Raw genomic sequence first — 24,979 nt, 5'->3', positions numbered from 1 at the left:
CCCAGACACATGTCCAAGCACACCCTCTCCGTCCTCGTCGAGAACAAGCCCGGTGTCCTCGCCCGGATCACCGCCCTGTTCTCCCGGCGCGGCTTCAACATCGACTCGCTCGCCGTCGGTGTCACCGAGCACCCCGAGATCTCCCGCATCACCATCGTGGTGAACGTGATCGAGGAACTCCCGCTGGAGCAGGTGACGAAGCAGCTCAACAAGCTCGTCAACGTCCTGAAGATCGTCGAACTGGAGCCGGGCGGCGCCGTCCAGCGCGAACTCGTTCTGGTGAAGGTGCGCGCCGACAACGAGACGCGCTCCCAGATCGTCGAGATCGTCCAGCTGTTCCGCGCCAAGACCGTCGACGTCTCCCCGGAGGCCGTCACCATCGAGGCCACCGGCTCCAGCGACAAGCTGTCCGCCATGCTCAAGATGCTGGAGCCGTACGGCATCAAGGAGCTGGTCCAGTCCGGCACGATCGCGATCGGCCGCGGCGCCCGCTCGATCACGGACCGCTCGCTGCGCGCACTGGACCGCTCGGCGTAAGGGCACGTTCGGGCGGCCGGGGGAATCCGGCCGCCCGTATCCGCCCGTATGCCGAGACCCGGAAACTTCACGCCCCCCTGCCGTCATACGGTGGGACGCAACACCCTGCACACAAGGAGAGAACCCAAAGTGGCCGAGCTGTTCTACGACGCTGACGCCGACCTGTCCATCATCCAGGGCCGCAAGGTCGCGGTCATCGGCTACGGCAGCCAGGGCCACGCCCACGCGCTGTCGCTGCGCGACTCGGGTGTCGACGTCCGCGTCGGTCTGCACGAGGGCTCGAAGTCCAAGGCGAAGGCCGAGGAGCAGGGCCTGCGCGTGGTGACCCCGGCGGAGGCCGCCGCCGAGGCCGACGTCATCATGATCCTCGTCCCGGACCCGATCCAGGCCCAGGTCTACGAGGACCACATCAAGGACAACCTGAGCGACGGCGACGCGCTGTTCTTCGGCCACGGCCTGAACATCCGCTTCGGCTTCATCAAGCCCCCGGCCGGCGTCGACGTCTGCATGGTCGCCCCCAAGGGCCCGGGCCACCTGGTCCGCCGCCAGTACGAGGAGGGCCGCGGCGTTCCCTGCATCGCCGCCGTCGAGCAGGACGCCACGGGCAACGCCTTCGCGCTCGCCCTGTCGTACGCCAAGGGCATCGGCGGCACCCGTGCCGGCGTCATCAAGACGACCTTCACCGAGGAGACCGAGACCGACCTGTTCGGTGAGCAGGCCGTCCTCTGTGGTGGTACGGCCGCGCTGGTCAAGGCCGGTTTCGAGACGCTGACCGAGGCGGGCTACCAGCCGGAGATCGCGTACTTCGAGTGCCTGCACGAGCTGAAGCTGATCGTCGACCTCATGTACGAGGGCGGCCTGGAGAAGATGCGCTGGTCGATCTCCGAGACCGCCGAGTGGGGCGACTACGTCACCGGCCCCCGCATCATCACGGACGCCACCAAGGCCGAGATGAAGAAGGTCCTCGCCGAGATCCAGGACGGCACGTTCGCCCAGCAGTGGATGGACGAGTACCACGGCGGTCTGAAGAAGTACAACGAGTACAAGACCCAGGACTCGGAGCACCTGCTGGAGACCACCGGCAAGGAGCTGCGCAAGCTGATGTCGTGGGTCAACGACGACGAGGCGTGACCTCTTGAGGTCGGCCGTGGCGGGGTTCACCCGGTGCCACGGCCGGCCTTGTTTCACGTCCGGGTGATCCTTCCGCAGTGGCGTGAGGCGACGCCCCCGGCGCCACTACACTGCTGCACTACATACGCGTCAGGCCCACAGCGTCGTGCGTCTTCCACGCGGCCAAGCGACACCGGGGAATTCCGGGTGTCACTCCCCTCCACCGCCTGCGGCCGTCGGGACGGCCGTCCGCAGCATTGGACTTGTGAGGACTCACGTGAGCGCGAAACCAGTCGTACTGATCGCTGAAGAGCTGTCGCCCGCCACCGTCGACGCGCTGGGCCCGGACTTCGAGATCCGGAACGTCAACGGAGCGGACCGAGCCGAACTGCTCCCGGCGATCGCCGACGTCGACGCGATCCTGATCCGCTCGGCGACCAAGGTCGACGCCGAGGCGATCGCCGCCGCCAAGAAGCTGAAGGTCGTCGCGCGAGCCGGCGTCGGCCTGGACAACGTGGACGTCTCCGCCGCCACCAAGGCCGGCGTGATGGTCGTCAACGCCCCCACCTCGAACATCGTGACCGCCGCCGAGCTGGCCTGCGGCCTGCTGCTCGCCACCGCCCGCCACATCCCGCAGGCGAACACGGCGCTGAAGAACGGCGAGTGGAAGCGCAGCAAGTACACGGGCGTGGAGCTGGCCGAGAAGACCCTCGGTGTCGTCGGCCTCGGCCGCATCGGTGCCCTGGTGGCCCAGCGCATGTCCGCGTTCGGCATGAAGGTCGTCGCCTACGACCCCTACGTGCAGCCCGCCCGGGCCGCGCAGATGGGCGTCAAGGTCCTGTCGCTGGACGAGCTGCTCGAGGTCTCCGACTTCATCACCGTCCACCTGCCGAAGACCCCCGAGACGGTCGGCCTCATCGGCGACGAGGCGCTGCGCAAGGTCAAGCCGTCGGTGCGCATCGTCAACGCCGCGCGTGGCGGGATCGTCGACGAGGCCGCGCTGTACTCGGCGCTCAAGGAGGGACGCGTCGCGGGCGCGGGCCTGGACGTGTACGCCAAGGAGCCCTGCACCGACTCGCCGCTGTTCGAGCTGGACGAGGTCGTCTGCACCCCGCACCTCGGCGCCTCGACCGACGAGGCCCAGGAGAAGGCGGGCATCGCGGTGGCGCGGTCCGTGCGTCTCGCCCTCGCCGGTGAGCTGGTGCCGGACGCGGTGAACGTCCAGGGCGGTGTCATCGCCGAGGACGTCAAGCCGGGTCTGCCGCTCGCCGAGCACCTCGGCCGTATCTTCACCGCGCTGGCCGGTGAGGTCGCGGTCCGTCTCGACGTCGAGGTGTACGGCGAGATCACGCAGCACGATGTGAAGGTGCTGGAGCTGTCGGCGCTGAAGGGTGTCTTCGAGGACGTCGTCGACGAGACGGTGTCGTACGTGAACGCTCCGCTGTTCGCGCAGGAGCGGGGTGTGGAGGTGCGGCTGACGACCAGCTCGGAGTCGCCGGACCACCGCAATGTCGTCACCGTGCGAGGCACCCTCGGCAGTGGTGAGGAGGTGTCGGTGTCCGGCACGCTCGCCGGGCCGAAGCACCACCAGAAGATCGTGGCGGTCGGGGAGTACGACGTGGACCTGGCGCTTGCCGACCACATGGTCGTCTTCCGCTACGTGGACCGTCCCGGTGTCGTCGGCACGGTCGGGCGGATCTTCGGTGAGGCGGGGATCAACATCGCCGGTATGCAGGTCGCTCGGTCCGCCGCGGGTGGGGAGGCCCTTGCGGTGCTCACCGTGGATGACACGGTGCCGCAGCCGGTGCTGACGGAGGTCGCCGAGGAGATCGGCGCGACGTCCGCGCGTTCGGTGAACCTCGCCTGAGGTTGGTTTGTGTGTGTTGGCTGAGGCTCGGTCGCTTGGGCGGCCGGGCCTCAGTCGTTTGAAGCGGTGACCGGGCCTCAGTCGTTTAGAGCAACGGCCCGTGCGGGCCTGAAAGGACAGGGGCGCAGCCCCGTCTTTTCGCGGCCTTGTCCTCAAACGCCGGACGGGCTGGGGGCGGCAGCCGCAGGCCGGGGCCGGGCCGCCCGCAGTGCTCCCACCGCCAGTCCCGCTGCCCCCAGCAGCACTGCGGCCCCCGCGATCGCAGCGCCCTGCATTCCGGTCGTGAACGCCTCCCGGGCGGTCGCCGCGAGGGAAGTGCCCGCCGGGCCCGGCAGGTGTTCCGCCACCGCCAGCGCTCCGCCCAGGGTTTCGCGGGCCGGGGCGGGGGCCGAGGAGGGGATCTCGTGGTGGTAGATCGCGGTGCCGATGGAGCCGAGGAGGGCCATGCTCAGGGCGCCGCCGAACTCCTGGCCGGTTTCGAGGAGGGACGACGCCGTGCCGGCCTTCTCGACCGGCGCCGCGCCCAGCGCCAGGTCCGTCATCTGGGACATCACCGTCACGATCCCGGAGGCGAGCACCCCCGCCCCGGCCAGCACCAGCCACAGCGAGTCCGTACCGGCGGCGGCCAGCAGCCCGTAACCCCCGGCGGCGGTCACGAAGCCGCCGCAGACCACGTACGCCCGGTTCACCCCCCGCTGGACCAGCTGGGTCGTGACCGGCGCAGCGATCCCGATGAGCACCGACGGCAGCAGGGCCCACAGCGAGGCCTCCAGCGCGCTCTTGTCGAGGACCGACTGGATGTACTGCGTGGTGAAGAACGCCGAGCCCATCATTCCGAAGGCCGCGAGGAGGTTCAGTACGACCGCGGGCGTGAAGCCGTGGCTCCGGAACAGCGCGGGCGGGATGAGAGGTGAGGCCGTGGTGCGCTGGCGGTGGACGAAGAGGGCCGCGAACAGCAGACCCACCGTCACCGACACCACGTACCGCACGTGCCAGCCCTCCGACGGGATCTCCTTCAGGCCGTAGACGACCGGCAGCACGGCGGCCAGCGACAGCGGCACGCTCAGCAGGTCGAAGCGGCCCGCGGCCTCGCTCTTGGACTCGGGGAGCAGTACCGGGCCGAGAAGCAGAAGCAGGGCCATCGCGGGCAGGTTCACCAGGAAGACCGAGCCCCACCAGAAGAACTCGACGAGTACGCCGCTGAGCACCGAGCCGAGCGCGATGCCTCCCGTCATCACCCCGGACCAGATGCCGATCGCCTTCGCCCGCTGGCCCGGGTCGGTGAACATCGTGCGGACCAGCGCCATCGTCGACGGCATGAGTGTCGCGCCGCCGATGCCGAGCACCGCGCGCGCCGCGATGAGCATCTCGGCGCTGCTCGCGTACGCCGCCGCCAGTGAGGCCGCGCCGAAGGCCGCCGCGCCGAACATCAGCAGCCGGCGGCGGCCGATGCGGTCGCCGAGCGAGCCCATCGTCATCAGCAGTCCGGCCAGCACGAATGCGTAGATGTCGAAGATCCACAGCTGCTGGGTGCCGCTCGGCTCCAGATCAGCGCTGATCGCCGGGATCGCGAAGTAGAGGACGGAGACGTCCATCGAGACCAGCAGCAGCGGAAGCATCAGGACGGCCAGGGCGGTCCATTCATGGCGGCCGGCCCGTCGTCCGGCCGGGGGAACGTGCGTCGGGTTCGTCATGCCGAGGACTGTACGAGCGTCTTAAACGGCTGTCTAGTACGAGCGTATAAAACGATTGTCTGGGACGTCTGTATGGATCGGCGGTACGCTTGCCGCATGGGACATCGTGAGGATCTGCTGGAAGGCGCCAAGCGCTGCCTGCTGGCCAAGGGCTTCGCGCGCACGACGGCGCGTGACCTCGTCAAGGAGTCGGGGACGAACCTGGCGTCGATCGGCTACCACTACGGCTCGAAGGACGCGTTGCTGGCGGAGGCGTACCTGGCGCTGGTCGGTGACCTCTCGGACGCCTTCGACGGCGACGAAGGCGCCAGGAGCGATGCCGAGCCCGGCTCGGTCGAGCGCTTCCAGGAGGTGTGGGCGAACATCATCGACACGATGCGGGGGCCCGGCTCGATGTGGCACCTCAGTATCGAGATCGTGGCGATGGGCGACCAGTTGCCCGCGGTGCGCGATCACCTGGCGGCGCAGCAGCAGGACGCCGCGCGCGCCCTGGTCGCGCTGTTCGCCGGTATCAAGGAGGAGGACGTCCCGGACGAGACCCTGGACACCCTGGGCAAGTTCTATGTGACCCTGATGACGGGGCTCATCGCGCAGTGGAACTTCGACCCGGCGAACGCGCCCGAGGCGGACGAACTCGCCGCGGGGCTGCGTCAGGTGATCAAGGGAGCTACGCGCGCGTGACCTCGGTGACGCGCCCGTCCCGCATCTCGATCGCGCGGTCCGCGAAGTGGCGTACGACCGCGCGGTCGTGGCAGATGAACAGGTAGGCGAGGCCCAGCTCGTCCTGGAGGTCGGCGAGCAGGTTGAGGACACCGGCCCGGACGGACGGGTCGAGGGCCGACACCGGCTCGTCGAGGACGAGGAGCCGGGGCTCGGAGATCAACGCCCGCGCGATTCCGGCGCGTTGGCACTGACCGCCGGACAGCTCGTGCGGGAGGCGGTCGCCGTACGCCGGGTCGAGGCCGACCCGGTCGAGGAGTTCGGCGACCCGGGCGGGACCGGCCGTCGCGTCCCAGCGGCCCTGGACGCGCAGGGGTTCCGCCACCGCGTCACGGATGCGGTGGCGGGGGCTGAGCGAGCCGTACGGGTCCTGGAAGACCGGCTGCATACGGGGGCGGAGGGGGCGGAGTTCGCGCTCGGTCAGTGTCGTCAACTCCCGCCCCTCGAAGAGGACTTGGCCGCCCTCCGGGCGGCGCAGTTGCAGTACGGCGGCGACCGTGGAGGACTTGCCGCAGCCGGACGGCCCGTTCAGGGCGAGGGTCTCGCCCGCGTCCAGGGCGAAGGAGACGTGGTCGACGGCGGTGACCGGGCCGTAGCGGACGACGAGGTCGCGCACGTCGAGCAGGGCGTGGGGCCGGTTCATACGGGCTGCTCCAGGAACAACTCGGTCGCGGGATACGGCACTTCGTCCCAGCGATGGCAGGAGACCTCGTGGCCCTCGGCGGGCGCCCACGGTGTGGGTTCCGCGGCGTGGCAGCGGTCGTCCGCCAGCGGACAGCGGGGTGCGAAGGCGCAGCCGGGCGGCAGGGCGTCGGGGGTCGGCGGGGCGCCGGGGATGGACGGCAGCCGACGGGAGCCACCGGGCTCCTCGGGCGGCAGCGACGCCAGCAACCCCGCCGTGTACGGCGCCCGCGGCCGGCCCAGCACCGCCTCCGCCGGGCCCTGCTCGACCTGGCGTCCGGCGTACATGACCAGCACCCGGTCGGCGTGCTCCCGGACCACCCCGAGGTCGTGCGTGACCAGCACCAGCGCCGCCCCGACCGCCTCGCGCTGCTCGCCGAGCACCCGCAGCACCTGCTCCTGCAACTCGGCGTCCAGCGCGGTCGTCGGTTCGTCGGCGACGACCAGATCGGGTTCGTTGACCGTCGCCATGGCGATCACCGCCCGCTGCCGCATCCCCCCGGAGAACTCGTGCGGATACGCCCGCGCCTTCCGTACGGCGTCGGCGATGCCCACCCGGTCCAGCGCGGCGACCGCCCGGGCGCGGGCCTCCCGGCGCGAGACGCCCGTGACCGACCGTACGGCGGCGGCGAGCTGGTCGCCCACGCGGTGCACGGGGGAGAGTGCGGAGAGGGCGTCCTGCGGGACGAGCGAGACCCGGTGGCCGCGCAGGGCGGCCAGGGCCGGGCGGGCGGCGCCCACGAGTTCGGCGTACGACCCCGTCTCTTCCCGTAGCCGTACGCTCCCGTTCGGCGTCGCGCCCCGGGGCAGCATGCCCAGCAGCGCCCGGGCCGTCAGGGACTTGCCCGCGCCCGACTCGCCGACGAGGGCGAGCACCTCGCGCGGACGGACGTCGAAGGACAGCCCGCGTACGACCTCCACCGAGTCGAAGGCGACCCGCAGATCACGGACGGAGAGCAGGGCGTCGGACACGTCAGGCGCCAACAGAGGTCTCCTTCTTCGTCGTTGCCGCCGTCCGCACCCGCCGTCGGGCGCGTCCCGTACCTCCCGTACGCCCTTGCGCGTACGCCGCCCCCGACACGGCCAGCCCCGCAAGCAGGGCCAGGGCGACCGCCGGGGCAAGGGCCGCCCAGGGGGCCCGTTCCACGTACGCGCGGGACTCGTCCAGCAGCAACCCCCACTCGGGGGTGGGTGGTTGGGCGCCCAGGCCGAGGAAGCCCAGGGAGGCGAGGGCGAGGGCGATGCCGGGGAGGCGGAGGATCGCGTGGCGGGTGACCGGGGCGGCGACCGAGGGCAGGACGTGCCGGGTCAGGATCCATGACGGGCTGGCGCCGATGGCCCGTTGGGCGGTGAGGAAGGTGGAGGCGCGGACCTCCTGGACCAGGGCCGCCGCATGCGCGGCCAGCGGGGGCCAGGAGATCAGTGCCACGGCGAGGGCCGCGCCGCCCGTGCCCGGGCCCGCCGCCGCGGCGACCAGGATGCCGACGATCACCGGCGGCAGGGCGTTGGCGATGTCCGCCGCACCCGCGGCCACACCCGGCAGGAAGCCCAGCGCCAAGGAGACCAGCAGGCTCAGGGCGCAGACCGCCGCCGCCGTGCCCACGGTCGAGGCGGCGCCGTGGCCGAGGCGGGCCAGTACGTCCCGGCCCAGCCCGTCGGTGCCGAGCGGGTGTGCCCAGGACGGCGGCAGCAGCCGGGCGGTCGTGTCCACCGTGTACGGGTCACGCAGCAGGCCCCAGCCGATGGTGACCAGGAGGAGCACGGCGAGGGTCAGCGGTACCGCCGGGTGCGTGCGGACCGGGCGGGCCGCCGGGAGCGTCAGGCCGGCGTCACGCAGGGCCGGGCCGAGGAGCCGGCGCCGGGCGAGTGCGGACAGGGCGCCCGCGACCAGGCCCAGCGCGAGGAGGGCCAGCACCGAGCCCTGGAGGAGGGGGAGGTCCTGGGACTTGGCCGCGCCCAGTGCCGTACGGCCGATGCCGGGCACCGCGAACACCGTCTCCACGGCGACCGCACCGCCGGTCAGGCCCACGGCGGCCATGCCGAACTGCGGGACGAGGGGCGGCAGTACGCGGCGCAGGGCGGCCGCCGAGACCCGGGCCCGGCCCACCCCGGCACCGCGCCACAGCTCCACCCACCGCTCGTCCAGTACGGCGGGCAGCGCGTCCGCGACCAGGCGGCCGAGGAGACCGCCGGCCGGGACGCCGAGGGCGATCGCGGGCAGCACCATGTACGCGGGGCCCGCCCAGCCGGAGGTCGGCAGCAGGCCCAGCCACACCCCGCACACCAGCAATGCCAGTGTGGCCAGCAGGAACTCCGGTACGGCGGCCAGCATCGCGGCGAACGCGCCGGTCGAACCCCGGCCCCGTACGAGCACGGGCGCGACCAGGGCGCAGGCCAGCAGCACGGCGACGGCGAAGGCCGCGCCCATCAGGCCGAGGGAGACCTGGAGGCCCGAGACCACGGAGGGGAGCACGTCGGTGCCCGAGACCCAGGAGGTGCCGAGGTCGCCGCGCAGCAGACCCGAGGCCCAGTTCCCCAGCAGGGAGAGCGGACCGGAGTCCAGGCCGAGGTCCTCGCGGATCGCGGCCAGCGCCTCGGGTGTCGCCTCCTGCTCGGCGGACCGGGCGCGCAGCACGGTCAGCGCGGGGTCGCGGCCGGAGAGCCAGGGGAGGAGGCCCACGGCGGCGAGGACGGCGACGAGACAGACGAAGCGGGTCAGCCCGGCCGGGCTGACCGACTTCCTCGCTGCTGACCTCACTTGACGTAGGTGTCCGCAGTGACCAGCTCCCGCTCGCGCGGGTCGTGGGCCGCGTCCACGACGCCGGCCGCGTCGCCCTGGATCACGCGCTCGTGGAGCATCGGCACCGCCGCGTCGGTGGCGAGGACGGCGGCCTCGGCCTCGATGACCGCCTTGCGGCGGGCGTCACCGGCGGCCGCGTCGGAGGCCTTGTCCAGGGCCGCGTCGACGGTGTTGTCGGCGAGCTGGGAGATGTTGAAGGAGCCGTCGGAGGCGAAGTCGCTGTACAGGTACGCGGCCGGGTCGCCGGAGTCGAGGACGGTCGCCCGGGACAGGATGAACGCGTCGAACTCGCCCGCCAGCGCGTCGGACTCGATGTTGGCGTACTCGCGCACGTCGAGCTTCACCTTGAACCCGGCCTTCTGGAGCTGCTGCTGGAGCGTGGCGGCGACCTCGGGCAGCTCGGCGCGGTCCGTGAACGTACCGATGGTGACGGTCTTGCCGGAGGGCTTGCCCGCCTTGGTGTGCTTCACAGGAGAGCGCAGCTCGGCGGCCCAGGGGAGGGCGGGGCCCAGCAGCCCCTGCGCCACATCGGCGCGCCCCTCGTAGACGCCCTTGACGATCGACTTCGCGTCGACGGCCTCGCGGGCGGCGGCGCGCTGCGAGGCGTCCTTGAAGACGCCCTTCTCGGTGTTCAGGTAGAGGGTGTTGGTGCGCGGCATCGGGACCTCGGTGATCAGGTCCTGGTCGAGCACGGCGGCCTGAGACACGGGGACCGCCTCGACGATGTCGGCCTCGCCGCTGCGCAGGGAGGCCGCGCGGGCGGTGCCGTCCGGCACGAACCGCACATCGATGCCGGGGGCCTTGGCCCTGCCGCCCCAGTAGTCGTCGTACCGGTCGAGGGAGGCGGAGGAGGTGCCGTCTACCTTGGTCAGCTCGAACGGGCCGGTGCCCGCGCCGACCGGGTTCACCGTCTTCCCCTGGTACGCCTTCGCCGCCAGGATCGACAGCTGCGGCGAGCTGAGGCGCTGCGGGACCAGCGGGTCCTCGGCGGCGGTGGTGACGGTGACGGTGTTGCCGTCGGCCTTCGCGGAGAGGTCGACGCCGTCGAGGATGCGGGGCTTGGGGGAGGCGCCGGCGGCCTCGGTGAGGGAGTTGACGACGGCCTCGCCGGTGAGCTTCGTACCGTCGTGGAAGGTGACGCCGTCCCGGATCGTGAACGTCCAGCTCTTCCCGGACCGCTCCCACTCGGTGGCGAGGGCGGGCCGCGCGTCGCCCTCGGCGTTCAGCTTCACCAGGGTCTCGGCGGTCGACCAGCGGGAGAGCTTGAACGCGTCGTCGGAGAGCGGCGACAGCCCCGAGCGCGGCGGCTGCATCATCGCGAGGCGTATGCGCTTGCCGTCGGCGCCCGCCCCGTCGGCGTCATCGGATCCCGTCGCCGAGAAACAGCCCGTGAGCAGGGCGGAGGCCGCGGTGACCGCGGTCAGGGAGACAAGACGGGCGGGGACGCGCACGGGACACTCCGGGTAAAGGCGTGGTCAAAGGTTGAACGTGCACCGACCGTAGCATGATGACAATCATTTTCAGAAGCAGCGTTTTTCGCCACTTGCCGGTGGGGCGCCGGCCGGAGGTTGGGCAGAGTGCGAGGACGAGGTGGCCTGTCACCAGATGTGTCCACCCCAGTACATTCCGTATTGGCACTGCTTCGTCGCGGAGGAAACATGGACATCGAAGCCGCTCTCGGCTCCCTTCCCCACGCTCCCGGAACGGGGCGGCCGGTCCCCGAGGTCGAGCCCGGGCTCGTCGAGCGGTGGCGCGCGCAGGGAGGCGAACTGGTCGAACTGCTGTCCCAGGTGCGCGAGCGATGCGGCGGCGTCGCCGCGTTCCGACTGGGGCCCGCCCCCACCGTTCTCGTCACCGACCCACAGGCGGTCCAGCACGTCCTCGCCCGGCACCCGGAGCGGTACGTCAAGCGCTCCCACCGCGCCCGCCTGCTGATCGGCGACGGCGTCATGGCCGCCACCGGTGAGGCGTGGAAGCGGCAACGCCGGGTTCTGCAGGCCCAGTTCACCGGCACCGGGATGCGCCGCTACGAGCAGCGGATCACGGCGGCCGCCCGGACCACCGCCGGGCGCTGGGACGACTGCGCCCGCACCGGGCGGACTCTCGACGTCGGACAGGAGATGCGCCGCTTCGCCCTGGACGCCATCTGGCGCGCGCTCACCGGCCACCCCCTCGACGACGCAACCGAGCGCGAACTGGCCGCCATGGAAGCCGTGGGGGCCGCCATTCCGACCCTGCCCGCCGACGCCGACAAGGCCCGCGACGCCGTCGCCGACGACCTCGCCCGGATCGACGCGGTCGCCCGGCACGCCATCGAGGCCGCCCGCGGCGCGACGGCCGGCCCCGACGGCCCGGGCCTGCTGCACGTCCTGATCGACGCAGCCGACGAACACCCCGAGTACACCGACCAGTTGATCCGCGACGAACTCGTCACCCTGCTCGCCGCCGGGCACGAGACCACCGCCACCACCCTGACCTGGCTCCATCTGCTCCTCGACCGGCACCCCGCCGCCCGCGAACAGGCGCTCGCCGCAGGCGGCGAAGGCTCGCCCGAGCGCCGCCAGGCCATCCAGGCCCTGGTCCACGAGACGCTCCGCCTCTACCCGTCCGCCTGGATCCTGCCCCGGCACGCCGCCGAGGACGACACCCTCGCCGGGTACACCGTCGAGGCGGGCACCGACCTCCTGGTCAGCCCGTACCTCACGCACCGCGACCCCGAACTGTTCCCGGATCCAGAGCGCTTCGACCCCCGGCGCTTCACCACCCCGAACGGCCGACCCGCCCAGCCGGGCGCCTACTACCCCTTCGGCATCGGCCCCCGTGCCTGCGTCGGCCTGCAGTTCGCGCTCCGCGAGTCGACCATCCTGCTCGAACACCTGCTGCCGGCCCACGTCCCGGTCTTCTCCGCCACCCCCACGAAGGCGGTGTGGGGCATCACCGTCCGCCCCGACGGTCCGACCGCCGCGACCCTGGCACCGTCGCTCGCCTGAAGCGCGGTCTCAGAGCCGCGCCCCCTTCAACACCATGTGGAGCAGCAGGCGGTCCTCGCCGTCGTCCAGGTCCAGTCCCGTGAGCTGTTCGACACGGGAGAGGCGGTAGTAGAGGGTCTGCCGGTGGATGCCCAACGCGGCCGCCGTACGCCCCGCCTGGCCCGCGCAGTCCAGGAACACCTCGGCCGTGCGGGCGAGTTCGCGGTGAGCCGGAGTCGACAGGGCCCGTACGGCGGGGTCCTGGCCGGTCTCGGGCGGCAGAGAGGTCAGCAGGCGGTACGGGCCGATGGAACGCCACTCGGCGACCGGGCCGAAGCGCGGCTCCGCCAGCGCGGCACGCGCCGCCGCCGAGGCCTCGTGCCACGCCGTACCCAGCTCGGCGAGCCCGGCGCGGCCGCCCGCGACCCCTGCCGCCGCGTCCGCGCCCGCCCGCTCCAGCAGCCGTGCCGCCGCCGTGAGCGCCGGAGCCGGTACGTCCGCCGAGCGCAGCCGCACCAGCAGCGCGAGACCGTGTCCCGCGGCACCCCACGGGACCGTGCACAGCGCGGTCGCGCCCGGCACCGTACGGACGGAAGGGGCGTCGTCCGGGTCGGCGGACGGCCAGGGGGCCACGCACACCATCGTGTGCACGCCGTCCCCGCGCGGGCCGAGCGCCGTGCGCAGCTCCGCCACCGCCATGTCCCGCTGCCAGCCGCGCTCGGCGGCCAGCACCGCCCGCAGCTCCCGGGTGAGGTCGGCCCCGTGCAGGGCCTCGTCCGCGAGCAGGGCGCCGATCCTCCCGGCCACCTCCATCGCGGCCCCCAGCTGGGCGTCCGAGGGGCCGGGATCGTCGTCGAGCAGCCAGACATAACCGAGGACGACCCCGCGATGCCGTACGGGGAGGCAGACACGGCCCCGGTACACCCCCGCCTCCGGGGTCGGCGGGATACGGACCGGGCCGGTCGCCCGGGTGATGCCGAACCCCTCGAACCACTCCCGCACCGCCGCCGTCGAGCGGCGCGTGAGGATCGAGCGGGCCCGCACAGGGTCCAGCGCCGACGCGTCCAGCTCGCCCTCGCTGTCGTACGCGCCGAAGGCGATCAGCTCGAAATCCCGGTTCTCCAGGGTCGCCGGGGCGCCGAGCAGCTCCGAGATCTCGTCGACCAGTTCCTGGTAATCACCTTTGTAATCGGCGGTCATCCGGGCATTCTCCCTCATTCCCGCAAGCCCTTCATACATCTGTCTGAGATCTGCGGCACGAATGCGTGACAGCTGTCGATGGCCGACGATCGGAGGGATCCTTAGGTTTCGCGGTGGTCCTGTCTGCTGGTTTGTGGAGGTGCCCCGTGCTGGGTCCCGTGATTCTCGCCGCGTCGCGCAGCGACCGGATGCGACGTCTGGTCTCGGGGGCGCCGGTGACCAAGCAGGTCGTCGACCGCTTCATCCCCGGTGAGACCGTCGACCAGATCGTGCCGGTCGTCCAGGACCTCACCGCCAAGGGCCTGGAGCTGACGATGGACGTCGTCGGCGAGGACATCACCCGCCCCGAGCAGGCCGCCGCCGCCCGTGACGCCTATCTGGAGCTGATCGACCGGCTGAAGGACCTGGAGCTGGGCGAGCGCGCAGAGATGTCCGTCAAGCTGTCGCTGTTCGGCCAGGCGCTGGACGGCGGCCACGACCTGGCCCTCGCCAACATCCGGCCGGTCGTGGAGGCCGCCGCCGCCATCGGCACCACGGTCACCCTCGACGCGGAGGACCACACCACCCTCGACTCGATGTTCGCCATCCACGAGGAACTGCGCCGCGACTTCCCGGAGACCGGCTGCGTCATCCAGTCCTACCTCTTCCGCACCGAGGCCGACGCCCGCCGCCTCGCCGCGAACGGCAGCCGCGTACGGCTGGTGAAGGGCGCGTACAAGGAGCCGGCGTCCGTCGCCTACCAGCACAAGTCCCAGATCGACAGGGCGTATGTGCGGATCCTGCGGATCCTCATGGCGGGGGAGGGGTACCCGATGGTCGGCTCCCACGACCCCCGGCTCATCTCCATCGCCCAGGAACTGGCCCGCCGGGCCGGCCGCAAGCCCGACGAGTACGAGTTCCAGATGCTCTACGGCATCAGAAGCGACGAACATCTGCGCCTCGCCGCCGAAGGCCACCGGATGCGCGTCTACACCGCGTTCGGCACGGACTGGTACGGCTACTTCATGCGGAGGCTGGCGGAGAAGCCGGCGAACCTGCGCTTCTTCGTCCGCAGCATGATCACCAAGGGCTGACCCACACCGCTCACTAAGGAGTTACGGACACCATGGACGCTGTGACCCAGGTCCCCACCCCCGTCAACGAGCCGGTGCACGGCTACGCCCCCGGCTCGCCCGAACGGGCGCGGCTGGAGACCAAGCTCAAGGAGCTGGCCGACAACCCGGTCGACCTGCCGATGACCATCGGCGGCGAGAAGCGGATGGGCGGCGGCGACGCGTTCGACGTGGTCCAGCCGCACAACCACCAGGCCGTGCTCGGCACCTACCGCAACGCCACCCGGCAGGACGCCCAGGACGCGATCGACGCGGCCCTCGCCGCCGCGCCCGCCTGGCGCGCGATGTCCTTCGACGACCGTGCCGCGATCATCCTGCGCGCCGCCGAACTGCTCGCCGGCCCCTGGCGCGAGACCCTGGCCGCCTCCACCATGCTCGGCCAGTCGAAGACCGCTCAGCAGGCCGAGATCGACTGTCCCTGCGAGCTGGTCGACTTCTGGCGCTTCAACGTCAAGTACGCCCGTGACCTGCTCGCCGAGCAGCCCCCGGCCAACTCCCCGGGCGTCTGGAACCGCCTCGACCACCGCCCGCTGGAGGGCTTCGTCTACGCGATCACGCCCTTCAACTTCAGCGCGATCGCAGGCAACCTGCCCACCGCCCCCGCGCTCATGGGCAACGTCGTCGTGTGGAAGCCGTCCCCGACGCAGACCCACGCCGCCGTGCTGCTGATGCGGTTGCTGGAGGAGGCGGGCCTGCCGAAGGGCGTCATCAACCTCGTCACCGGCGACGGCCTCGAGGTCTCCGAGGTGGCCCTCGAACACCGTGACCTGGCCGGCATCCACTTCACCGGCTCGACCAGGACCTTCCAGTACCTGTGGAAGACGGTCGGCGCCAACATCGAGAAGTACCGCTCGTACCCCCGGCTGGTCGGCGAGACCGGCGGCAAGGACTTCGTCGTCGCCCACCCGAGCGCCGACCGCGCGGTCCTCAAGACGGCCCTGACCCGGGGCGCCTTCGAGTACCAGGGCCAGAAGTGCAGTGCGACCTCCCGCGCCTACATCCCCGCCTCCCTCTGGAACGACGGCTTCCGTGAGGAGTTCGCGGCCGAGGTCGACGGCATCACCATGGGCGACGTCACCGACCTCTCCCACTTCATCGGCGCCGTGATCGACGAGCGCGCCTTCGCCAAGAACAAGGCCGCCATCGACCGCGCCAAGTCCGACCCGGCCTGCACGATCGTCGCGGGCGGCACGTACGACGACTCGGTCGGCTGGTTCGTCCGCCCGACCGTGGTCGAGTGCTCCGACCCCGAGAACGAGGTCTTCACCACCGAGTACTTCGGCCCGTTCCTCGCCGTGCACGTCTACGAGGACGACCGGTACGAGGAGATGCTGACCCAGATGGAGTCGGTGTCCGCCTACGCCCTGACGGGTTCCGTGATCTCGGGCGACCGCGCGGCTGCGGCGTACACGATGGACAAGCTCCGCTACGCGGCCGGCAACTTCTACGTCAACGACAAGTCCACCGGCGCCGTCGTCGGCCAGCAGCCCTTCGGCGGCGGCCGCGCCTCCGGCACCAACGACAAGGCGGGCGCCCCCCAGAACCTCCTTCGCTGGACACTCACCCGCGCCATCAAGGAGACCCTGGTCCCGCCGACGGACTACACGTACCCGCACATGGGCTGACCCGTCACCGGGGCACACTGCCCCCATGACGCGGACGGAGAACGAGACCCCGACCGTGGTGGCCGACGACGGCGTACGTCTGTGGGCCGCGCGGTCGGGCAGCGGCGAACCCCTGGTGCTGTGCCACGGCGGGCCCGGACTGTGGGACTACTTCGAGGACGTGGCCGGGTTGCTGGACGACCTGGCCACAGTGGTCCGCTGGGACCAGCGCGGGTGCGGGCGTTCGGAGGGGTCCGCCGGACCGTGGACGAGCGACCGGTCCGTCGCCGATCTCGACGCCGTACGACGGCACTTCGGGCTGGACCGGATGCACCTGCTCGGCCACTCCTGGGGCGCGCACCTCGCGCTGGACTACGCGCTCGCGCACCCGGAGCGGGTGAGCGGGCTGGTGTACGTGGCCGGTACCGGCATCGGGCCCGACTCCGGCTGGCGCGACGCCTTCGAGGACAACCTCCTCGCCCGGCTCGGTGAGCATCCCGAACGGCTCGCCCGCTGGCGGGAGTTGGCGGACCGGTCCGTGCGCTCGGCGGCGGAGGAGCGGGAGTGGTCGGTGCTCCAGTGGTCGGCCGAGTTCGAGGACCGCGAACGGGCACCGGAGCACGCCGGACGGATGGCCGACCCCTGGTTCGGGATCAACCACGAGTGCCACCGGGGCCTCGACGGCGAACGCGGGCGCGACTGCGGCACACCCGAGCTCTACGCCGCCTGCCAGGACCTGGACGTGCCCGTGCTGATCGTCGACGGCGCCCACGACATCAGGCCCCGTTCCGCCGTGGACTCCCTGGAGCGGGCCCTGCCGCGCGTGCGCCGGGTGGTGCTGCCGGACGCGGGGCACATGGTGTGGACCGACGACCCGAGGGGCTTCGGGGAGGCGGTGGCGGCGGCGCTGCGGTGAGCTACCCGGCCATCTCCGTCCGCTCCCACCACTCGTACACGGGAAGCCGGCCCTCCGGAGTGTCCGAGTGGCGGGAGGTCGCCCTGAAGTGCTCGTAGCCGTTGCGCAGCTCGATCTTCAGATCAGCTCCGGCTGTCGTGATCGGGACGATCCGGTCGGGCAGATCACTCGGGCCGCCTTCGAGGAGGGCCTTGTTCGCGTCGCTCATGACCTCACCGTTCCCGCTGTCGGCTCCCGAGGTCGCCTGCTGCGCGGAGGATCAGTCGTGTGGACGATCAGCGCAGGTCAGAGCCGTGTGACCCAATCCACCGTCTCAGATAGTAGGAAGTCCGAGTAATTGTGGAGACAGATGCGCGGTCCTCGCTTAGCTTTGTAGGAGCCGAACGTCTCGCTCGATCAAGCGAATGGCGGTCGTGAGCCGGAGCCCGAGGCAGGCAACCCCTGCGGCCCCGCTCCCCGCCCCTTCCGGCGTCTCGTAACCCGCCCTTTTTCCGCACTCCCGGATTTCTCGAAGGAGTCGATCCCCCATGGCCGAGACGACCGTCCGCCGCCGCGTCCGTCACGTTTCCCGGACGAGCGAGTCAGACCGCAAGAACGCCGCCGCCGCGCTCCAGCGCGCCCTGGACCGCAGGGACAACGGCGGATCCACGGGCCACACAGGCCACTGAGCCCGCCGTACCACCACCACTTGCCGGGAGCCGCACCCGCCGGGGTGCGGTGCGGCCGTGAGCCTCACGCGCCGCGCCGCACCTCGAAGTGGTCGATGCGCTTGCCGTTCTGGTTCAGCGCCGAGACCTTCAGGGACGGGCGCGTGCCGCTCTCCGCCTCCACCGAGAGCAGGGAGAAGCCCCGGTAGCGCACCCGCGACCACTCCACGGTCTCCGCCTTCGACCTCCGTGACTTCGTCCACGCGAAGGTGTCCACCGCGTCGTGCCGCGTGACATGCCCCTCGTAGCTCTCCTTCACGCCCTGCGGGAAGCCGTACAGGTCCCGGCCGCCGCCGCCCGCCGTGACGTACACGATCCCGTCCCGCGTCGGGTCGGTCGACGCGCCGATCGGCACCGCCCTGCCCACCCCGCCCTTCCTGATGGCGTCGGTGCGCTCGTAGACGTGGTTGTGGCCGTTGATCACCAGGTCCACCTCGTGCTTCGCGAACAGCGGCAGCCACTGGGCGCGGACACCGCCGTCGGAGGCGTGCGAGGAGGTCGAGTAGGCGCAGTGGTGGAAGAAGACCACGACGAAGTCGACCGTCTTCGACGCCCTCAGCTCACCCAGCTTCCTGTCCAGCCACTTCGTCTGCCGTCCGTCCGTGTAGCCGAGGTTGGCGGGGATCTCGTACGACACGTCGTTCGCGTCCAGCGCCACGAAGCCCACGTTGCCGTACGTGAACGCGTACACCCCCGGCGCCGAGCGCGGGTCGAAGCCGCTGTCCGGCAGGGACCAGCGGGCGAGCTGGCCGCCGTAGCCGTCCGGTGAGTACCAGGCCTCCATGTCGTGGTTGCCGGTCGTCACCATCCAGGGCACGGACCTGGCCACCACCTCGTTCTGCTTGAGGAACAGATCCCAGAAACCGGGGTCGTAGCCGTCCGACTTCAGGCCCTTGCCGTTGCCGTCCGCGTAGCAGATGTCGCCCGCGTGGAGATGGAAGGCGGGCTCCTGGCGGAGGATCACATGGTCGTTCGCGGCGGCGGCCTTGCCGACACCCTGGTCGCCGAACGCGGTGAACACGAACCTCTCGGGCGCGGCCGGTGCCGTCCGGAAGGAGCCGATGGTCGAGCGGTGACCCGGGGAGGTGGGGTCGAAGCCCTCGTGGCCGACGCCGTAGTAATACGTCGTGCCGGGGCGCAGACCGTCCAGGGCCGCGTGCACGTAGTACTGCTCCAGTTCGAGCCGCACGCCCTCGACGCCCGGCGTGTGCAGATCGCGGACCTCCGCCGCGATCCTCAGGCTCAGCTCCTCGGGCTTGAGCCCCACCCGTACGTACGGCTTCCGCACCGCGGCCGGCACCTGCCAGGAGACCCGCATCTGCCGCTTGGGGTCCGCGCCGAACGCGAGGTGGCGGCCGAAGGGGGCGGCGGCCGAGCCGGGCACCTTGGAGGTCGCGGGCGACGGCGCCGAGGTCGTCGAGCGGGGCGAGCCCGACGAACCGGAGCCGCCGCAGCCGGTCAGCAGCCCGGTCGCCGCGAACGAGCCCGCCGTCACCAGCGTGCGGCGTCGCGTCAGCTTCGTACGCAGGTACTCGTGCTGCTCGGCCATGCTCATCCGGCGCGCGAGCTGCGGCGGGATGCCGAAGTCGGGAAGGTCCATGACGAAGAACTTCCCAGCGAATCCCAACACCCGCCAAACGTACGGGTGAACGGGCGGCGACGTGTCGGCGCTGTCGCGGCGTCCCGACGACGAGGAGTCACCCGCCCGGGCGTCCGTATCGCGGACAAGGCATGTCATCCCATGGGACAAGGAGTACGGTGCCGAACATGTCTCGCAGCCTCAATCTCGCAGTGATCCCCGGTGACGGCATCGGTCAGGAAGTCGTGGCCCAGGGTCTCAAGGTCCTCTCCGCCGTCCTTCCGCAGGATGTGAAGCTGGAGACCAAGGAGTACGACTTCGGCGCCAAGCGCTACCACGCCACCGGTGAGACCCTCACCGACGCGGACGCCGAGGCCCTCAAGCAGCACGACGCGATCCTGCTCGGCGCGATCGGCGACCCGTCCGTCCCGTCCGGCGTCCTGGAGCGCGGCTTCCTGCTGAAGCTCCGCTTCCTCTTCGACCACCACGTCAACCTGCGTCCGTCGAAGCTGCTCCCGGGTGTCGCCACCCCGCTGGCCGGCGAGCCGCAGATCGACTTCGTCGTGGTCCGTGAGGGCACCGAGGGCCCGTACACCGGCAACGGCGGCACGATCCGCAAGGGCACCCCGCAGGAGGTCGCCACCGAGGTCTCCGTGAACACGGCCTTCGGTGTCGAGCGCGTGGTCCGCGACGCCTTCGCCCGCGCCCAGGCCCGCCCCCGCAAGAAGCTCGCGCTGATCCACAAGAACAACGTGCTGACCTTCGCGGGTCACCTGTGGACCAACATCTTCAACAAGGTGGCCGAGGAGTTCCCCGAGGTCACCACCGAGTACATGCACGTGGACGCGGCGACCATCTACCTGGTCACGCAGCCCGAGCGCTTCGACGTGATCGTCACCGACAACCTCTTCGGCGACATCATCACCGACCTCGCCGCGGCCGTCTCCGGCGGCATCGGCGTCGCCGCCTCCGGCAACATCAACCCGAGCGGCGAGTTCCCGTCCATGTTCGAGCCCGTCCACGGCTCGGCCCCGGACATCGCCGGCCAGGGCAAGGCCGACCCCTCCGCCACGGTCCTGTCCGTCGCGCTGCTCCTGCGCCACCTCGGCTACGAGGCCGAGGCCGCCCGCATCGAGGAGGCCGTCTCCGCCGACCTCGCCGAGCGCGTGGGCAAGCCCGCTCGCTCGACCGAGGAGATCGGCGACGCCCTCGTCGTACGAGTAGCCGGCTGACCTGCCGCGCCACTCGAAATCTTTCGAAGCCGTCGGGTCCTCCTGGTACCCGGCGGCTTCCGCATGTCCCCGCCGGGTGCCACCATCATCCACTGGGCCGCACATCACACCGCTTTCGTCCACGGTCATCCCTGTTTCGTCCACGCCCCCGGCCGGGCGATAATCGAACGAGATGCCGCGGAATGAGGGAATGCTCGGACGTCCTAACACTGGCGACCGGCAGTACGGATGTGAGCGCGGCCCGTCACACACAAACCGGTGAAGGACAACCACTCATGACGACGCCCACGATCGAGCTCAAGCCCTCCTCCAGCCCGCTCTCCGACTCCGAGCGCGAGGCGATCCTGGCCAACCCCGGCTTCGGCCGCCACTTCACCGACCACATGGTCGTCATCAAGTGGACCGAGGGCCGCGGCTGGCACGACGGCCAGCTCGTTCCGTACGCGCCGATCTCCCTCGACCCGGCGACGATGGTCCTGCACTACGCCCAGGAGATCTTCGAGGGCCTCAAGGCCTACCGGCAGCCCGACGGATCCGTCGCCATCTTCCGCCCGGAGAAGAACGCCAGGCGCTTCCAGTCCTCCGCCCACCGGCTGGGCATGCCGGAGCTGCCGGTCGAGACGTTCATCGAGGCGTGCGACGCGCTGGTGGCGCAGGACAGGGCCTGGGTCCCGGCGCACGGTGGCGAGGAGTCCCTCTATCTGCGCCCGTTCATGATCGCGACCGAGGTCGGCCTGGGCGTGAAGCCCGCCAACGAGTACCTCTTCCTGGTCATCGCCTCCCCGGCCGGCGCCTACTTCCCCGGCGGCGTGAAGCCCGTCTCCATCTGGCTCTCCGAGGACCGTGTCCGCGCCGTCCCCGGCGGCATGGGCGACGCCAAGACGGGCGGCAACTACGCCGCGTCCCTCCTCGCCCAGGCGGAGGCCGCCGCCAAGGGCTGCGACCAGGTCTGCTACCTCGACGCGGTCGAGCACAAGTGGATCGAGGAACTCGGCGGCATGAACCTGTACTTCGTGTACGGCGACAGGATCGTCACCCCCTCGCTGACGGGCTCCATCCTGGAGGGCGTCACCCGCGACTCGCTCCTCACCGTCGCCCGCGACCTCGGCTACACCTCCGAGGAGGGCCGCGTCTCCATCGACCAGTGGCAGACCGACGCCGAGAACGGCACCCTCACCGAGGTCTTCGCCTGCGGCACGGCGGCCGTGATCACCCCGGTCGGCACGGTCAAGCGCGCGAACGCCGAGTGGCAGCAGGCGGGCGGCGAGCCCGGCGAGGTCACGCTGAAGCTCCGCCAGGCGCTGCTCGACATCCAGCGCGGCACGGCCGAGGACAAGCACGGCTGGATGCACAAGCTGGGCTAGGCACCACCTCTCCTTCGGGGCCGCCATGGACACCGCGTCCGTGGCGGCCCTTTTGGGTGTCCGCGTCATCAGTGGGGGCCGCCGGAGCGCGTACTCCCACGGCGTCGCGGACGTGTTCGTACGCCACTTTCGGTGATCCGGTGGTCACTGTGCTGTTCGTATCCTGAGACGGACGGTGAGCACGGGGCCGGTCTGTGCCAGACTGCCCCCGTGCTCTCGTTCGCCACGATTATTGGCAGCAGGCGCGCCGGTCCGCAGTGACCGCCACGTACGACCAGGTACGGGCGGACACCGTCGTTCTCGACCCGCGCGCAGACCTCTCGCACCCGCGAGGGGTTTTTCGCTTTTCTGGCCCACCTTCAGCCGGGAGCGCAGCGCGAGGGATCATTGGAGGACGGTGGAGCCGGTCATTCCGGTACGACCGAGATCCAACACAGGAGCCTTGAGACCATGACGGAAACCAGCGAGCTCGACGACTCGTTCCACGTCTTCGACACCACCCTGCGCGACGGTGCCCAGCGCGAGGGCATCAACCTCACGGTCGCGGACAAGCTGGCCATCGCACGGCACCTGGACGACTTCGGCGTCGGCTTCATCGAGGGCGGCTGGCCCGGCGCGAACCCGAGGGACACGGAGTTCTTCGCCCGGGCGCAGAAGGAGATCGACTTCAGGCACGCCCAGCTGGTCGCCTTCGGCGCGACCCGCCGCGCGGGCGCCAAGGCCAGCGAGGACCCGCAGGTCAAGGCGTTGCTCGACTCCGGCGCCCCCGTCATCACCCTCGTCGCCAAGTCGCACGACCGGCATGTGGAGTTGGCGCTGCGCACGACGCTCGACGAGAACCTGGAGATGGTCCGCGACACCGTCTCCCACCTTCGTGAGCAGGGCCGCCGGGTCTTCGTCGACTGCGAGCACTTCTTCGACGGCTACCGCGCCAACCCCGAGTACGCCAAGTCCGTCGTACGGGCCGCCGCCGAGGCCGGCGCCGACGTCGTGATCCTCTGCGACACCAACGGCGGCATGCTGCCGGCGCAGGTCCAGGCGGTCGTGTCGACGGTTCTCGCCGACACCGGTGCCCGCCTCGGCATCCACGCCCAGGACGACACGGGCTGCGCGGTCGCCAACACCCTGGCCGCCGTCGACGCGGGCGCGACCCACGTCCAGTGCACGGCCAACGGCTACGGCGAGCGCGTCGGCAACTCCAACCTCTTCCCGGTCGTCGCCGCCCTGGAGCTGAAGTACGGCAAGAAGGTCCTCCCCGAGGGCAAGCTGCGCGAGATGACCCGTATCTCCCACGCGATCGCCGAGGTCGTGAACCTCACCCCGTCCACGCACCAGCCGTACGTCGGTGTCTCCGCCTTCGCCCACAAGGCCGGCCTGCACGCCTCCGCGATCAAGGTCGACCCGGATCTGTACCAGCACATCGACCCCGAGCTGGTCGGCAACACCATGCGGATGCTGGTCTCCGACATGGCGGGCCGCGCCTCCATCGAGCTCAAGGGCAAGGAGCTGGGCGTCGACCTCGGCGGCGACCGGGAGCTGGTCGGCCGGGTCGTCGAGCGGGTCAAGGAGCGCGAGCTCAAGGGCTACACGTACGAGGCGGCGGACGCGTCCTTCGAGCTCCTGCTCCGCGGGGAGGTCGCCGGCAAGCCCCTCACCTACTTCCGCACCGAGTCCTGGCGGGCCATCGTCGAGGACCGCCCCGACGGCAGCCACGCCAACGAGGCCACGGTCAAGCTGTGGGCGAAGAGCGAGCGCATCGTCGCCACGGCGGAGGGCAACGGCCCGGTCAACGCGCTCGACCGAGCCCTCCGCGTCGCCCTGGAGAAGCTCTACCCCCAGCTCGCCAAGCTGGAGCTCGTCGACTACAAGGTCCGCATCCTGGAGGGCAAGCACGGCACGAACTCCACGACGCGGGTCCTCATCTCCACGACGGACGGCACGGGCGAGTGGTCCACGGTGGGCGTGGCCGACAACGTGATCGCCGCGTCCTGGCAGGCACTGGAGGACGCGTACGCGTACGGGCTGCTGCGGGCCGGGGTGGAACCGGCGGAGTAGCGCTTTCGCCTCCTGCGGGTGCGAGTACATCGTGGTTGCTCGCGCGGTTCCCCGCGCCCCTCAAGGGGCGCGGGGAACCGCGCGACAAGCCCCACCGGCTCGCAGACGACGAACCGGCCCGGGGGTCCGGGGGCGCAGCCCCAGGGATGGGGGCGGGTAGGGGCGGCGGGGGCGAAACGCTGGTCGGCACCCCCGTCAGCAGGAGTCCTCCGCCAGCTCCTCGAACTCCTCGGGGCTCATGGCCCGACCGTCCGCCCAGACCTGCCCGTGCTCCAGCCCGGCGACGTCCTCCGCGGTGAAGGTGACGACGCCGTTGTAGGAGTCAGTGGTGACGTAACGCCAGAAGACCAGCTGATACGTGTGGTCCGGCAACAGCCGCCGCTCACCCCGGTACCGGACCCGCCCCGCGTCCGGCGGCGAGAAGAGCGGAATCTCCGCGTCCCCCGACCGCTCGCCCTTAACCTTCCACCCCTGGGTGACGTCCCCCTCCTCGTCCGAGCCCGCCCAGCCCTCCAGCTGCGGCCCCTCGTAGTCGCCGTCACCGCACGGCCGGATCAACGCCCGGGGCACCCCGTCGGCATCCACCGTCACGGCCGCCAACGGCAGATCGACCGCGCTGCAGCCGCTCAGCATCACCGACCCGGCCGCCACCCCCACCACGGTGACCATCCTCCGCCACATGGCGTCCCCTCCGTCCCCCGGTCGCGCTACGTGACCAGCACGCCTCCCGAACGGTTGTACAGGGCTCTCGACGCCTCCCCAAGCCGACAGTTGACTCCCATCGAGTCACAAAGGGGAAACAGGAGTTCGGCGCGGCGACTGGCCCTGGAAT

The 24,979-nt window shown here is 71.1% G+C and carries 21 protein-coding genes; 12 read left to right on the top strand and 9 right to left on the bottom strand.

What is annotated here, in order from left to right; translation table 11 throughout:
* The first annotated feature begins 9 nt into the window (after positions 1 to 9).
* From ilvN to serA, 3 genes are all read left to right on the top strand, one after another.
* Complete coding sequence (ilvN, locus tag SGFS_RS19640; RefSeq protein ID WP_286252017.1) at positions 10 to 537, top strand: acetolactate synthase small subunit; 528 nt, start codon at positions 10 to 12, stop codon at positions 535 to 537.
* A gap of 129 nt (positions 538 to 666) precedes the next feature.
* Positions 667 to 1,668 carry a ketol-acid reductoisomerase gene (gene ilvC / locus SGFS_RS19635; RefSeq protein ID WP_286252015.1) on the top strand — a complete coding sequence of 334 codons (1,002 nt, stop codon included), beginning with the start codon at positions 667 to 669 and terminating at the stop codon, positions 1,666 to 1,668.
* Between the two features lie 256 nt (positions 1,669 to 1,924).
* Positions 1,925 to 3,514: a phosphoglycerate dehydrogenase gene (gene serA / locus SGFS_RS19630; RefSeq protein WP_286252014.1), complete on the top strand. Its 1,590-nt coding sequence runs from the start codon at positions 1,925 to 1,927 to the stop codon at positions 3,512 to 3,514.
* Between the two features lie 152 nt (positions 3,515 to 3,666).
* Here the strand turns inward: serA and SGFS_RS19625 are convergent, their stop codons facing one another.
* Positions 3,667 to 5,208, bottom strand: a complete 1,542-nt coding sequence (locus SGFS_RS19625; RefSeq protein ID WP_286252010.1) for an MFS transporter — start codon at positions 5,206 to 5,208, stop codon at positions 3,667 to 3,669.
* 96 nt (positions 5,209 to 5,304) lie between these two features.
* On the opposite strand from SGFS_RS19625, the gene SGFS_RS19620 reads away from it, so the two are divergent.
* Positions 5,305 to 5,889 carry a TetR/AcrR family transcriptional regulator gene (locus SGFS_RS19620; RefSeq protein ID WP_286252008.1) on the top strand — a complete coding sequence of 195 codons (585 nt, stop codon included), beginning with the start codon at positions 5,305 to 5,307 and terminating at the stop codon, positions 5,887 to 5,889.
* On the opposite strand, the gene SGFS_RS19615 is transcribed toward SGFS_RS19620, so the two are convergent.
* From SGFS_RS19615 to SGFS_RS19600, 4 genes are read right to left on the bottom strand one after another with little or no spacing between them, the layout of a single operon-like run.
* The gene (locus SGFS_RS19615) at positions 5,876 to 6,571 is read right to left on the bottom strand and encodes an ATP-binding cassette domain-containing protein (protein ID WP_286252007.1); all 696 of its coding nucleotides are present in this window, start codon (positions 6,569 to 6,571) and stop codon (positions 5,876 to 5,878) included. The genes SGFS_RS19620 and SGFS_RS19615 overlap by 14 nt on opposite strands.
* Positions 6,568 to 7,593 (bottom strand): ABC transporter ATP-binding protein, encoded by a 1,026-nt coding sequence (locus tag SGFS_RS19610; RefSeq protein WP_286252006.1) that lies wholly within the window; start codon positions 7,591 to 7,593, stop codon positions 6,568 to 6,570. The genes SGFS_RS19615 and SGFS_RS19610 overlap by 4 nt, the downstream gene beginning before the upstream one ends.
* Positions 7,583 to 9,367 carry an ABC transporter permease subunit gene (locus SGFS_RS19605; RefSeq protein WP_286252005.1) on the bottom strand — a complete coding sequence of 595 codons (1,785 nt, stop codon included), beginning with the start codon at positions 9,365 to 9,367 and terminating at the stop codon, positions 7,583 to 7,585. Before SGFS_RS19605 ends, SGFS_RS19610 begins: the two co-directional genes overlap by 11 nt.
* Positions 9,364 to 10,860, bottom strand: coding sequence for an ABC transporter substrate-binding protein (locus tag SGFS_RS19600; protein WP_286252004.1), 1,497 nt, complete (start codon positions 10,858 to 10,860; stop codon positions 9,364 to 9,366). The genes SGFS_RS19605 and SGFS_RS19600 overlap by 4 nt, the downstream gene beginning before the upstream one ends.
* Positions 10,861 to 11,067: 207 nt before the next feature.
* Between SGFS_RS19600 and SGFS_RS19595 the strand changes: the two genes are divergently transcribed.
* A complete protein-coding gene (locus tag SGFS_RS19595; RefSeq protein ID WP_286252003.1) occupies positions 11,068 to 12,399 on the top strand; it encodes a cytochrome P450 in 1,332 nt (443 codons plus the stop codon).
* 9 nt (positions 12,400 to 12,408) lie between these two features.
* Here SGFS_RS19595 and SGFS_RS19590 read toward each other — a convergent pair whose 3' ends face one another.
* On the bottom strand, positions 12,409 to 13,578 hold the full coding sequence (locus SGFS_RS19590; RefSeq protein ID WP_286252001.1) for a PucR family transcriptional regulator: 1,170 nt from the start codon (positions 13,576 to 13,578) through the stop codon (positions 12,409 to 12,411).
* Positions 13,579 to 13,724: 146 nt separating this feature from the next.
* Here SGFS_RS19590 and SGFS_RS19585 point away from each other — a divergent pair, with 146 nt between their 5' ends.
* The 3 genes from SGFS_RS19585 to SGFS_RS19575 are packed head-to-tail and all read left to right on the top strand — an operon-like array spanning position 13,725 to position 17,210.
* A complete protein-coding gene (locus SGFS_RS19585) occupies positions 13,725 to 14,651 on the top strand; it encodes a proline dehydrogenase family protein (RefSeq protein ID WP_286252000.1) in 927 nt (308 codons plus the stop codon).
* A 32-nt stretch (positions 14,652 to 14,683) separates the two neighbouring features.
* Positions 14,684 to 16,315 carry an L-glutamate gamma-semialdehyde dehydrogenase gene (gene pruA, locus SGFS_RS19580; protein ID WP_286251999.1) on the top strand — a complete coding sequence of 544 codons (1,632 nt, stop codon included), beginning with the start codon at positions 14,684 to 14,686 and terminating at the stop codon, positions 16,313 to 16,315.
* A gap of 25 nt (positions 16,316 to 16,340) precedes the next feature.
* Positions 16,341 to 17,210 carry an alpha/beta fold hydrolase gene (locus SGFS_RS19575; protein ID WP_286251997.1) on the top strand — a complete coding sequence of 290 codons (870 nt, stop codon included), beginning with the start codon at positions 16,341 to 16,343 and terminating at the stop codon, positions 17,208 to 17,210.
* 1 nt (position 17,211) lies between these two features.
* Here the strand turns inward: SGFS_RS19575 and SGFS_RS19570 are convergent, their stop codons facing one another.
* Positions 17,212 to 17,418: a DUF5988 family protein gene (locus SGFS_RS19570; protein WP_286251995.1), complete on the bottom strand. Its 207-nt coding sequence runs from the start codon at positions 17,416 to 17,418 to the stop codon at positions 17,212 to 17,214.
* Positions 17,419 to 17,737: 319 nt separating this feature from the next.
* On the opposite strand from SGFS_RS19570, the gene SGFS_RS19565 reads away from it, so the two are divergent.
* Positions 17,738 to 17,878, top strand: a complete 141-nt coding sequence (locus tag SGFS_RS19565; protein WP_286251994.1) for a hypothetical protein — start codon at positions 17,738 to 17,740, stop codon at positions 17,876 to 17,878.
* Between the two features lie 64 nt (positions 17,879 to 17,942).
* On the opposite strand, the gene SGFS_RS19560 is transcribed toward SGFS_RS19565, so the two are convergent.
* Positions 17,943 to 19,517, bottom strand: coding sequence for a purple acid phosphatase family protein (locus SGFS_RS19560; RefSeq protein ID WP_286259979.1), 1,575 nt, complete (start codon positions 19,515 to 19,517; stop codon positions 17,943 to 17,945).
* A 167-nt stretch (positions 19,518 to 19,684) separates the two neighbouring features.
* Between SGFS_RS19560 and SGFS_RS19555 the strand changes: the two genes are divergently transcribed.
* From SGFS_RS19555 to cimA, 3 genes are all read left to right on the top strand, one after another.
* Complete coding sequence (locus SGFS_RS19555) at positions 19,685 to 20,728, top strand: 3-isopropylmalate dehydrogenase (RefSeq protein WP_286251993.1); 1,044 nt, start codon at positions 19,685 to 19,687, stop codon at positions 20,726 to 20,728.
* Positions 20,729 to 21,003: 275 nt separating this feature from the next.
* Positions 21,004 to 22,092, top strand: a complete 1,089-nt coding sequence (locus SGFS_RS19550; protein ID WP_286251991.1) for a branched-chain amino acid aminotransferase — start codon at positions 21,004 to 21,006, stop codon at positions 22,090 to 22,092.
* 450 nt (positions 22,093 to 22,542) lie between these two features.
* Positions 22,543 to 24,147, top strand: coding sequence for a citramalate synthase (gene cimA, locus SGFS_RS19545; protein WP_286251990.1), 1,605 nt, complete (start codon positions 22,543 to 22,545; stop codon positions 24,145 to 24,147).
* Between the two features lie 195 nt (positions 24,148 to 24,342).
* Here the strand turns inward: cimA and SGFS_RS19540 are convergent, their stop codons facing one another.
* The gene (locus SGFS_RS19540) at positions 24,343 to 24,828 is read right to left on the bottom strand and encodes a hypothetical protein (protein WP_286251989.1); all 486 of its coding nucleotides are present in this window, start codon (positions 24,826 to 24,828) and stop codon (positions 24,343 to 24,345) included.
* Positions 24,829 to 24,979 lie beyond the last annotated feature (151 nt).

Origin of the sequence: Streptomyces graminofaciens, assembly GCF_030294945.1 — a bacterium.
GTDB classification, from domain to species: domain Bacteria; phylum Actinomycetota; class Actinomycetes; order Streptomycetales; family Streptomycetaceae; genus Streptomyces; species Streptomyces graminofaciens.
This window is presented reverse-complemented; position numbering and strand designations above follow the sequence as displayed.